The sequence below is a fragment of the [Flexibacter] sp. ATCC 35103 genome (assembly GCF_001975985.1).
GTDB lineage: Bacteria > Bacteroidota > Bacteroidia > Flavobacteriales > Flavobacteriaceae > Flavobacterium.
In genome coordinates, this window is the sequence record NZ_MTQF01000006.1 from 80704 (window position 1) to 92828 (window position 12125).

Here is a 12125-nt window from a genome sequence, read left to right on the forward strand (position 1 = left end):
ATTAATTAATTTTTAATGCTATAAATATGAAAAAAAGTACATTTAAATTACTTGCCTGTGGGTTGGTTTTAACCACATTTGCACTAACAATAAGCTGCAGCAGTGACGATAACAACAATGAAAATCCGGTAAATCCTGAAACCGAAGGCCGTTGGATTACCCTTGCAGGAGCTTTAATGCAAACTGAGCCGGGAGACGGAAACGGTGGAACAAAAGTATATTCTGTAACTAAAGAAAATGCAAAAGATCCTAATTTCTCTATTAATGTTTATGATAACGGATCTCCTGTACAATCCAGCAGAACAGCACGTTTGCAATCTTCTGTAGACGGAAGCACACTTTTTAACATTACTTATACAGGTGCAAACGGTGGCGAATTCATGACTTATAAAGTAAATGGCGCTGCAAATTTTGCACAATCAGGATCTACAGTGAATATCTCGCAATATGCAGGAACTTCGCCAAGATGGGTAAAACTTTTTGACGGAGATAAAACAGGCGTTGCCGTAAATGTAACTACTCCGGCAATAGTTACAGATGCCAATAAAGTATATCAGCGTACAAGAGGTACAGCAACTGTTTTATCGCTAAACATGCAACAAACTTTAATTACAGCTTTCAAACAATACGAGATTGCATTATCTGCTCAGGAAGAAGCACAAGGTCATCACATTTTTCGTTTAGATGCTCCAACACTTAACAAAGCAGGTAATAAATTAATCATTGGTACATGGATGCGTAAAACGAATCCAACTACAGGATTAAACGAAGCTTCATTTGAGCGTTTAGGTTCTAAATCTGTAGTGGTAGATTATCCTTCATTAGAGAATCCGCAAGTGATTACTTCTACAGTTGCTTTTGGTGATACAAGCGGTTACCGTAGTTTTAACAGTTTTGTAGGTACTGACGGAAACATTTATCAGGCAACACAAAGAGATACAAAAAATGGTTCTTATATTTTAAAAATCAACCAAAACAATCAATATGACAACGCTTATTCTTTTAGTTTAGATGCTGCTCTTGGCGTTAAAGGATCTTATATTGATGCCTGGAGATATGCAGGGAACGGTATCGCTTATGCAGTTTATACGCATGATGGTGCTGACGGACAAGGTTTTGTAGCAAGAATTGATCTTAACGCAAAAACGGCTAAAAAAGTAGAAGGTATTACTTATGATACCGATTTAGATTTTGGTCAATACCAAGGTTTTGTAGTTGACGGAAACGATTTATACATTGCCGTTACACCCGTTGGAAAAGACGGAAACCTTTATATCGTCGACATTCCAACAGGAGCCGTTACTAAAGGAGCTAAACTGGTAAACAAACCTGGAAACCATTATATTGGAGTATTCTAGAAACATAAAATAGCAGCAATGCTAAACGCACCAATTTTTATTACTTGGATTTTTTTTTAATTAGAACATTCCGCTTCAGTCATATGGAGCGGAATGTTTGTTTAAATACCTGACATTCAAATTATGAAAAAAACTGCCCATAAAAAAACCTTCTTATTTTTTAAGAAGGTTTTTCTCTATATTTTAAATCCTAGGTATCACAAGTAATATAATCCCAATCCTGCTCCATATAATTTATAAGCCAGTTTAAGGCATATTGTCTTTCGTAAACAATTCCGGGATTAATAGCTTCCATTTCCCTGCCATTAATTCTTTCATCAACACAAGCCCAATTAAATCTGTAATATAAATCATTGGCATCTAAAATTTCACTTTTAGAACGTATTGCAGTTATCGAATCAATAAAAATAGTAGGATCTTTATCCTCACCAACCGGATAATCATCAGGATCTATGTTTTCGATATCGCAAAACTCATTAGGAAAATCCAGTGTATCAATTTTATTCAAAGCCCACATCAAAACCCAGATTCCCTCACATTTCCAACTTTCGTTTGCCTTTTTGTCATCTGTAGGATTTGCCAGGAATTCCTTTTCTTTTTCGGTCGTAAACTCCCAAAGCTTATAATTTTGTAAATAATCTGTAGCTTCTTCCGGCGAAATACTATTAAATGCAACTAAATTTACTACTGCCAGAACACTAACTCTTTGAGCAATTTCTTTTGGAGTTCTTAAAGTCGTCTCACTTTCAGATTCGATACAAGGTAAGTTTCTGTTGATTTTAATGTTATGAGTTTCCAGAATTTTTTCGTTATTCTCTTTTCTCTCCATTTGATCCTGTGTCAGTTCACTTTGATCTCCATCAAAATAAATAGAATTGATTTTTACATCTAAATTTTCAATTTCACAATTTCCTTCAGTATCAATAATCAAATCTAAATTTTTATCCAGAAAATGTTGTCCCTTAGATTTACTGATAACAGTATCCGGCTCAACAAATAAAACAGCATCAAGTTCGTTTGCTATATTTTTTATGATTGATTTTAAATCTTTTACTTCCGCTGTTTCCTGAGTAATCGAAAACTCACAATTGATGGTAAGTATTTTTTGAAGAAATAAATCTTTGACTTTTTCATTTGCGGTTGGCAGCGAATCTACAAAACCATAAAGACCCTTTAGATTTGCCGTTAAGGCAGAATCATCAATTTCAGGGATTTGGTAAGAAGGTACGGCGCGTTCCCGATAAGAGATTACTAGTTTTTGCGCAGCATTTAAAATTCCTTCTTTAATTTCTATCTCGATGATATCAGATTCATCATCATCCTTTGTATTTGAAATTTTTGCATTGGTAATATTGGACTGAAGTATTTCTTTTATTCTTTCAAGACCTAATTGGTGTGAATAAATGGTACAAATCATTTTACGGCTTTTAAATATTATCTATGCTAATATAAGATTAATTCTATAAAAAATGCAAACATAATTTTTACATTCTCAAATGTATTTGTGTCTTTTTAAATTAATTCTCTACTTTTACTTTAAGGCAAAACATACTATCCTTAACAATTAACACTCTATTCCGTTAAGAAAAATGGCGAAACTGGATTAGCTAATACATAAAACAAACCATATAAGTTACAAGAGAAAACTTAAATCATCTTATATAACTTATATGGTTCAAAAAACTTTATTGCACTTTTACTTCAATTACAGAGGTCTGTAAACTTCCTGTTTTAGCCTTTAACTGAATATTCTCTTTCCTCCCATTCGACTGAATAATCGCAATACATTTACCATTAAACAATTTACAGGAATTCGCTTTAAAAGAATCTAAATTTGCCTGATAACCATTATCAACCCCAACTAATTTTCCGCCTCCGGTAACTTCAAAATCTATTAAATCATCAGCATTCGGTAACAAATTCCCCTCTTTATCTGTAATAGAAACTGCAACATAAACCAAATCATAAGTATCATTTTTGAAAACCATTTTATCTGCTTTCAAATCTATTTTAGAAGCTTCTCCCGCGGTACGAATTTCTTTTTCCAGAACCACCTTTCCGTTTTTTCTGGAAATTGCTTTAAGCGTTCCCGATTCAAATTTTACACGCCATGAAATGTGCAAATCATCATTTTGTTTCGCTTTTTTACCCAGAGATTTTCCGTTTAAAAATAATTCTACTTCATCAGCATTATTATAATACGCCCAAACATCAACTTCCTGACCCGGTTTCCAGTTCCAATGCGGAAAAATATACAAAACCGGTTTTGTAGTCCATTCGCTTTGGTACATATAATACACATCTTTAGGAAATCCCGCTAAATCTATGATTCCAAAATAAGAACTTCTCGCCGGATACGGATATGGGTCGGGTTCCCCAATATAATCAAAACCTGTCCAGATAAAAGTTCCCGCCATGAAATCCTGTTTCTTGATGGTTTTCCAATTCTCCTCATGCGTTGCGCCCCAATACGATTTTACCTGATCGTAAGCCGAAACCGTCCAGTCTGCATTTCCGTCAAACGGAGCGCCGTGTTTTGAAGGCCACGCTTTTATTCCATCCGGAAAATCATAATGTCCGCGCGTTTCCAATGCCGAAACACTCTCTGAAGCTAGTATTTTTTGTCCTTTAAAACGTTCCGGAAAATCCTTATAATCTTCATGTTTGTAATTAAAACCCAAAAGATCCAGAGCTCCGGATTGGTAAATAAAATTTTTCTCAATAACATTCTCCGTCAAAGCCGAAGTTACCGGACGCGTTGTATCCAGAGATTTTACGATTTTTGCCAATTCTCTTGTAATCGCAATTCCCGTACTGTCAAATTGTTCCCTGATTTCATTGCCAATACTCCACATCATTACAGATGGATGATTGCGATCTCTTAGTATAAAATCTTCTAAATCTTTTTTGTGCCACTCGTCCCAGTCTTTATGATAATCGTTTGTAACTTTTTTCTTTTTCCAGACATCAAAAGCCTCATCCTGAACAATAAATCCCATTTCATCACACAATTGCATCATTTCTAAAGAATGCGGGTTATGTGACATTCTAATCGCATTCGCCCCCATTTCTTTCAGTAAAACTAATTTTCTTTTTACCGCATGAATATTTTCTACAGCGCCCAGAGCACCATTATCGTGATGCAAACAAACGCCTAGTATTTTGGTTGGTTTTCCGTTTAATGAAAATCCCTTTTCAGCATCAAAACTAAAGAAACGGAAACCAAGCGGAGTTTCATAATTGTCTGCTATTTTAGATTTCTCATAAATTGTGGTCACTACTTTATACAGATATGGATTTTCTGTACTCCATAATTTCGGCTGATTTAAACTTAAATCATGCATCTTTTTTTCAGTAGTTTTTGGCGCTATTTTTTCTGTCGAACTAAAATTAGCAACTTCCACATTATCTGCATTCAAAATTGAAGTAACCAGCTTAAATTCTTTTGCAATATCGTTGTCATTATCAACTGTAACTTCTACATGTATTTTTGATTTTTCTGTAGAAACTTCAGGAGTTGTAACATAAGTTCCCCATTTTGCCACATGCAATTTATTGCTGGCAACTAAACGTACATTTCTATAAATTCCTGAACCCGTATACCATCTTGAATTGGGTTGTGCATCATTATCAACTTTTACGGCAATGATATTTTCTTTTCCAAAATTTAGATATTTTGATAAATCATAACCAAAAGAAATATAACCATTTGGTCGCATTCCAAGAGAATGACCATTTATAAAAACTTCACTATTCTTAAAAACACCATCAAATTCTACAGAAACACTTTTGTTTTTCCAATTTGCAGGAACAGTAAATACTTTATGGTACCAGCCTTTTCCGGCCGGCAAAAAACCTTGCGCCTGTTTTGTTGGATTGTTTTTATTAAAAGCACCTTCGATACTCCAGTCATGAGGCAACTGAACCGTTCTCCAGCTTGATGTATTGAAATTGGTATTAACCGCTTCAGGATAATCACCCAATTTGAAGTTCCAGTTTTTATTGAAATCTTCGATGATTCTGGCTTGTTTTTGTGCAAAAATTGATATTGAAAACAATATTGTTAAAGCAACTATTATCTTTTTTAAAATCATAATATATTTAAATAATCATTTTTTAAAATTCCAAATTTCTCCAATCTTGTCATTTCTGACAAACGTGATGTTTTCCGTAGAGACGCACAGCAGTGCGTCTAACACACGTTATAGACAATTGGCACGTAGATGCACTGCTGTGCATCTCTACAATCAAATCTTTATCAATCCCTTTCTCCCTCAGTCCCTTTGAACCTTTGTCCCTCAAAAAAAACCTATTGAAACTCAAAATTATCCAATAACAATCCTTTTAGATCTTCTCCTTCTAACGTGATTTTATACGTTCCTGCATTTATATATCCACCGGAAGTAGTGTTTAATACCTTCCATTTTTCTGCCGAAGGAAAAAACTCAATCGTATCATTTCGCATTAAAATTCCGTATGCATCTTCCATTTTGAATTTTACTTTTAACGGATTTTCATTCCGATTCATAAAACGAAAACGCATCAAATAAATTCCGGCAACTCCAGGTTTCACTTCAAACTCAATACTGTTATTTGTTTTTTTTGTAAACTCGATATAATCCGCTTTTTTAAAATTTCCTTTTTCAATTCCGCTTCCCGTTGTTTTGGCATTTTCTGCTTCAATAACAACTACAGGTCTCGAATCGTCTTTTTCGCCCATATCATAATTTGGAACTACGATTACGGAACCCAAAACTTCTGAATGATCAAAAGAAATTTTATCTCCTTTTTTTACTTTTTTAGAAAAAATACTAAATCTCGTGTTCTTACTGTTTTTAGCAATTTCTTCAGATTTTTTATATTCCGATAACCAGTCTATTGTTTTATTTTCTTTCTGATCTATAAGAATATAAACATCAGAATTTTCTTTGACAGTAAACGAACCCGAAGCTTTCGAGTGAGAGGAAAACTGCAAATAATCAGCAACAAAAACCTCTGAAGGTAATTGTGTAAAAACAACTTCTGAATCTGAATATTGTTTTGAATTAATATCCAGCCACGATCCGATTTTAAGAGTACTATTATCACCCGAACTCAAAACAATATTCTCAATATTTTTTGGTGATTCCTTTGCCGGTTTCACGTTTTTGTCTTTGGCAGCAATTGCAATCGCAGCTATAATCGCTTGCCCCGCTTTTGTATTTGGGAATGAAATATTAATTAAACCGTTTTTGCTTTTTACTACAAATGTTTTTTTCAGCGCTTTATCATGCCCCGCTTCTGACCAAATATCTAAATCTTTCAAAACTACTTTATTGTTGATTGCCACATCAAACAAACGCCAGCCTTTGCAATTTAAACCTCCACCTGTTCCGTACCAGGGTTCTGTAAAATAGAGTTCAACAAGATATTCGCCATCCGGTGCAGGAAATTCATAACTCAACTTATCGGTTCCATATCTGAAATTCTGAAATAATTCAGGATCTTTTGTACCTGATATTGGGTCAAAAGTACTGCGTTGGCTGGCATAAAAATTCGGTAGTTTTTCAAATTTATCTGTCCAGGATAAAGAACCCCAGGTATTTTGACCGCTTTTATGCGTATCTGACAACCATATTCTTCCGTCAGAATCTGTGAATTCAGAACCTCCGCAATTGACCCTGTAAATATAATTATATCCTTTTTTAGGTTCTAAAATATCTGATTTATCCGTGTATAACGCCTTTAAATTTGGCGCTTTTTCAAGCGTATTCATCACAATATAATCTTTGGCTACAACCACACCATTTACATATCCTACAGCATATAAAACATTGTACTGAATATGGACATTATTCCATTGAAAATGCTCGCCTAAACCCGGATTTTTTAATTTGCCCAAAGAGATTTTATTGACATCGTTAAATAGTTCGACTTCATCGCAATTAGAGTAAACATCAATGCCATTTTTTATTCCTGCCACATCCCAACGACTTGTCCACGTGTGCGAAACAATGTAAACCATAGGGTTCTTTTTGTTCGAAACATAATTGGCGCGATACATATAATATGCATCAAGAGGTTCGCCCCAAATGGTAAAAAGTCCTTTGTAATTTACCGGACCAACTTTGTCAATATCCCTAAAACCTTCACCGTTTTGAACTCGTCCGGGATTTTCGTGTGAAGCAAAAATCCAGTTGAATTGTCCAGCAATCTTATCTTTTACAGATTCGGCCTCACGGACTTTGATTTCCATTAATTGCGAAAATCTGTTTTCGCTCAGGGTTCCTTTTTGGTCAAACTCGCCTTCTGTATGTAAATCTGCTGTTCTCCATGCACCATATTCTCCGTTTAAGAGTTGTGTACTCATTTCGAGATGATATTTTAAAGGATCACCACCATACGTTCCGGACCAGTTTTGTACCACATTCCAGTCTGTTCCCTCGCCTCCGTTACAAGTGGTTACAATACGCTGCGAAGCAGAAATGGGATCCATTTCGCGAATGATTTTAGTACATTCCTCAGCAAATTCTTTCGGAATAGTGCTTTCATTCTGCAATCCCCACATCACAACCGACGGACTGTTTCTGCGTTCTTTGATCCATTCGCGTAATAATGTTTTAAAATTCTCCTTAAACTCCGGCGTGTCGTACCAGATATGTGCTGAGAACTGACTCCAAAACAAGATTCCGTTTTCATCCAGTTCTTTTTGATACAGTAAATTATGTGGCTGATGCGCTTCTCTGAAAGCATTGAATCCTGCTGCTTTTATCTGTTCGATTCTGGAATGAATCTGCTCATTTGAGAAAGAATGACTATTGCCTATCAAATGCTCATATTCGCAAGTTCCGTTGATAAATAAAGGTTCATCATTGATGTAAAACCTGTTGTCTTTCCCGTCCCTGCTTACTGGCCAGCTTACCCAACGAATTCCGTAAGGCGTTTTTAATTCGTCTATTTTTTTCCCGTTTTCATAAACAGTAGTTACCAATTCATACAAATACGGATTGGATGGTGACCATAATTTTGGCTGCAGAATTTCAGGAAGTGTTTGTACGATTTCTTTTGTCTCGCCTGAATTATTTTTGATCTCGCTTTTTACTGAAACTACTTTTTTTCCTAAAGCATCAAAAAGAACATTTTCCAGAATTAAATTTCGGTTTGAGTTTCCGTAATTTTTGATTTCGGTTGTAGTGTTCAGAATCGCTTTTTGTTTAGAAGTCGAAGCGTCATTCCAGATATGAACGCCAAAAGGTTCAATTCTGACCTCATTTGTAACGACTAAAGTAACTGGTCTGAAAATCCCCATTGGCTGTGAACCTTCAGAGAATCCCCATTCGCCGGAACATCCTCCGCAAACCCATGGAAGATCTGCAATAAAAGACGGATGTGCAGCTTTGACAACGATATTATTTTGTTTTTCGAAAGTTACAAACGGAGTAATATCTAGTGTAAAAGTGGTTCTGCCGCCTTTGTGTTCGCCTGCTTTCTTGCCGTTTACCCAAACGGTTGCGTATGAATTTACTCCTTCAAAATAAAGAAAAAGTCGTTTCCCTTTAGTCCATTTATCCAGTTGAATTGATTTTTGATACCAGGCAGTTCCGTGCAAATTACCATGTTTTGTTCGTCTGAAACCGTAATACTGATCCCAATTGTGCGGCATATTTACTTGTTGCCAATTTGCACCAATTTTTGGATTGTTTACAAAATCTGCTTCTTTTACAGGAAGCTCATCCAAAACAGTAGTCGCCCAAGATGAGTTCAGCGAAACTTCTTTACGAAATTCCGCTGACCCTTTATTGCTTTGACTCCAAACAAAGCAACTACTTAAATAAAAAATAAAAAAAACTATTTTCTTCATATCTTTTTAAACCATATCAGTGATGTAAGGTCATTTTAGTTTTTTTGTCAGTACGTCTAGACAAAGATTGGTTTGCGTGAGGGATTGAGGCGGTATCCTTTTATGAAGCTTTAGCAAATAAAAGATATAGCCGAAAGCCCGACCCGTAGGGACACGCCCAAAATATTAATAAAACAACCAGTCTATCGCACCTTTTTCTCCTGCATCGATATAACCAACATCGCGTGGTGTTATGGTTTGATTGGCGTCTATAAAACCTAAAATCAAAACTCTTCCTTTGCCTAAGTCCAGTTTATTTTCGCCAGGTTCAAAAGTATAGGTGTGAATATTAACTCTTGGTAATTCTTTGAGGTTCATGGCGCTCGCTAAAATAACTTCGGCCTGACCGTGTGCATTTCCGGCGGCATCAGTTTCTAAACTTGGCGGAAATAAAAACCTTTTCTGATCTGAATTAAAATAGCCAACAACCAGTTTTACGGCTTTGGTATTTTTAAATTTTAAATGAGTTCCATTCTCATTTTGTGCTGTTTCATCGAAAGTAATCCCTTTTAGGTTTTGCAATTCCGGAGCTACTTTTACAATTTCAGAAATTGGGGTTGCGTATACTTTTGTTCCGTTTTTTACGGCGTAAGTTCCTTTGCTTTCACTTAGTAAAGTTACCTCTGCAGATTGCCAAGGTTTACCTTCTTTGGTTTCTATTTTACCATCTTTGGATGATTTTAGTAATTCTAAATTTCGTTTAAAATTAACCAATTCACGTTCGTAATGTGGTAATAATTCCTTCCAGGTTTTGTTATTTCCGTCATCACCACCAATCGGAATTCGGCGTTGGGCAGTTTGCATACTATTGGCATACCAATACGTATCTTTTGTAAGATCGACCAATAATTCATAATATTCGATACTTTTTTGCAGATGTGGCAGCGCTTTATCAAGATCAGTAATTTCGTTAGAATAACTGTATCTCAGAACCAATAACGCCGCTTTTACTTTTTCTGAAAAGAAATAAGCAAAAGCCTTATAAGCATATATATCATTTTTAAGACGTAAAAACTCTTCTTTATCTTTGGTTACTTTTAACTCTGCTTTGTCAATCGCTTCAACGGCTAATTTTCCATGTTCTGTGATTTCTGCAATAATTTGCGTTGGAAGTTCGCCAGAATGTGGTTCGTGATTCCACTCTTTTTTGGCATATTCCAAAAGCAACTCACCGGCAGGTCCGCATGATTCATGAAATCCCGGATAAACTCTCCATTTTGCAGGATTTACCAACTGACTTTCGAACATTCCTAACAATAAAGTTTGGCGGTTTCCTTCGGTAATTCCGAAACGTCTTAAGGTTTTTGGAGCAATTTCTCCCGTTTCTTCGTAAGCTTTTAAGATGTTATTTGCTGCCTCAGAGTCTGTTCCGTATTTAGCAGCCAGATCTTTATCCCAAAATTTAACCTCCTCATTTCTGTCCCGTTTACTGTCCCACGCATATCTTGCCCAGGCTTTGTACCAGATCCAGTCCCGATCCATTTCGAGAATTCGTTCACCTGTTTTAGTTTTATCTGCTGAGTAAGGCCAGTCCCAATAGGATGCCTGAGGATATAAGTGTAACGCATTTGCTCCGTGTACGCTGTGCATGGCTTTTACCGTTTTCTGGATAAAATCTGGCGAACCGTATCTAAAAGGTTCCAGATTTGCCAGAATATGAACATTCTCAATATGGATCGATTTTAAAGCGCTTAATTGTTTATGCGTTTCACCCCAAGGTCCGCCTGGCGTGTAAGTTGTTAAGGATTCGCCGGTATATTTACTTTCTGTATATAAATTTTTATATAATGGAAGCGATTTTTCCATCACTAAAGGTCCATCAGTATCATGCGAACGCAAAATAATGGGCGGTTCATCTGTTCTTCCTAACGCTTTTAATCCGTCCTGAACTCCCGGAATAATCGTTTTGGTAAACCATTCGACATCATCATCTATTGTATTTATTGCTTCGCCAAGGCAAACCAGCAAACCTACATTTGGATATTTTTCGATAAATGCTGCGATAGATTTTCTCGTATAATCTGAAAGTAAAGGCGTAATTGGTCTCGATCGATCCTGTGTTTTAATATTATAATGTTCTGCAAAAGGTTTGGAAACAATGATATTGTAAAACATCTGAATCACCCAGATTCCTCTTTTGTTGGCTTCTTCGGTCAGAAATTTATAGATTTCTTCGTTCTTCTTGAAATCTTCGTCGCTTACTTCCACAGCAAAAGGATAATCTTTTAGTTTAACTAATGAAGCAAACGGATGTCCGTTCCATAAATACAATGAATTCATTCTGTTATCGACCATCATATCCAAGTACTTTGTCCATAGTTTTTTATCATAAAACCAAGGGAAGGTTTCCGGCGTATACGGATATTCATAAACATCTCTTCCCGGAAGATAAGTCGTTTTCTGCATTCCGATACAAGCGCCTCTTAAAACCATTTCCGGACTGTCTTCGATATTAATTTCTGACGGAATCGAACCAGAAGCCTTAATACAATCTGCCAGTTCCATTGCACCATACAATGCACCTGAAGCATCAGTTCCTTCTATATATATGATATTTTTTTGGCTACGAATTTGAAAACCTTCTTTTTTAGTCAGTTTACTGTCGTCGATTTTAGCAGTTTTTGAATGCTGTTTCCAAAAATCAGTTCCTTTTTCGCCAATTACAATTACTTTATCTTTTGAGTTTTTAATGATTTTATCCGAAGAAGCTACTTTAAAACCTTTTCCTGATAAGACTTCAGATAGTTTTTCAGCTCCAAAATTAGCTCTCGGCGATTTTATATCACTAACAATAGTGACATTTTGTGCTGTTGCGAAAGTGGTGTAGAAGCCTAAAAAAAGTAAAGTAAAATATTTCATTGTATTGTAATTTTTATTCTTGGTGCATT

General features: G+C 35.8%; 5 protein-coding genes. 1 reads left to right on the forward strand and 4 read right to left on the reverse strand.

Going from position 1 to position 12125, the window contains the following annotated elements; genetic code table 11:
- Positions 1-26: 26 nt before the first annotated feature.
- Positions 27-1358, forward strand: coding sequence for a hypothetical protein (locus BXU01_RS13805; RefSeq protein WP_083693743.1), 1332 nt, complete (start codon positions 27-29; stop codon positions 1356-1358).
- Positions 1359-1548: 190 nt separating this feature from the next.
- Here the strand turns inward: BXU01_RS13805 and BXU01_RS13810 are convergent, their stop codons facing one another.
- From BXU01_RS13810 to BXU01_RS13825, 4 genes are all read right to left on the reverse strand, one after another.
- Positions 1549-2775, reverse strand: coding sequence for a DUF4272 domain-containing protein (locus tag BXU01_RS13810; protein ID WP_083693744.1), 1227 nt, complete (start codon positions 2773-2775; stop codon positions 1549-1551).
- 268 nt (positions 2776-3043) lie between these two features.
- Positions 3044-5452 carry a sugar-binding domain-containing protein gene (locus BXU01_RS13815; protein WP_083693745.1) on the reverse strand — a complete coding sequence of 803 codons (2409 nt, stop codon included), beginning with the start codon at positions 5450-5452 and terminating at the stop codon, positions 3044-3046.
- A 215-nt stretch (positions 5453-5667) separates the two neighbouring features.
- Positions 5668-9198, reverse strand: a complete 3531-nt coding sequence (locus BXU01_RS13820; RefSeq protein ID WP_083693746.1) for a malectin domain-containing carbohydrate-binding protein — start codon at positions 9196-9198, stop codon at positions 5668-5670.
- 165 nt (positions 9199-9363) lie between these two features.
- Positions 9364-12096, reverse strand: a complete 2733-nt coding sequence (locus BXU01_RS13825) for a glycoside hydrolase family 20 zincin-like fold domain-containing protein (RefSeq protein WP_083693747.1) — start codon at positions 12094-12096, stop codon at positions 9364-9366.
- Positions 12097-12125 lie beyond the last annotated feature (29 nt).

Excerpts from the sequence above, each read along its gene's own strand:
- BXU01_RS13820 (WP_083693746.1), bottom strand. The coding sequence starts at position 9,198 with ATGAAGAAAATAGTTTTTTTTATTTTTTATTTAAGTAGTTGCTTTGTT.
- BXU01_RS13810 (WP_083693744.1), bottom strand. The coding sequence starts at position 2,775 with ATGATTTGTACCATTTATTCACACCAATTAGGTCTTGAAAGAATAAAA.
- BXU01_RS13825 (WP_083693747.1), bottom strand. The coding sequence starts at position 12,096 with ATGAAATATTTTACTTTACTTTTTTTAGGCTTCTACACCACTTTCGCA.
- BXU01_RS13805 (WP_083693743.1), top strand. The coding sequence starts at position 27 with ATGAAAAAAAGTACATTTAAATTACTTGCCTGTGGGTTGGTTTTAACC.
- BXU01_RS13815 (WP_083693745.1), bottom strand. The coding sequence starts at position 5,452 with ATGATTTTAAAAAAGATAATAGTTGCTTTAACAATATTGTTTTCAATA.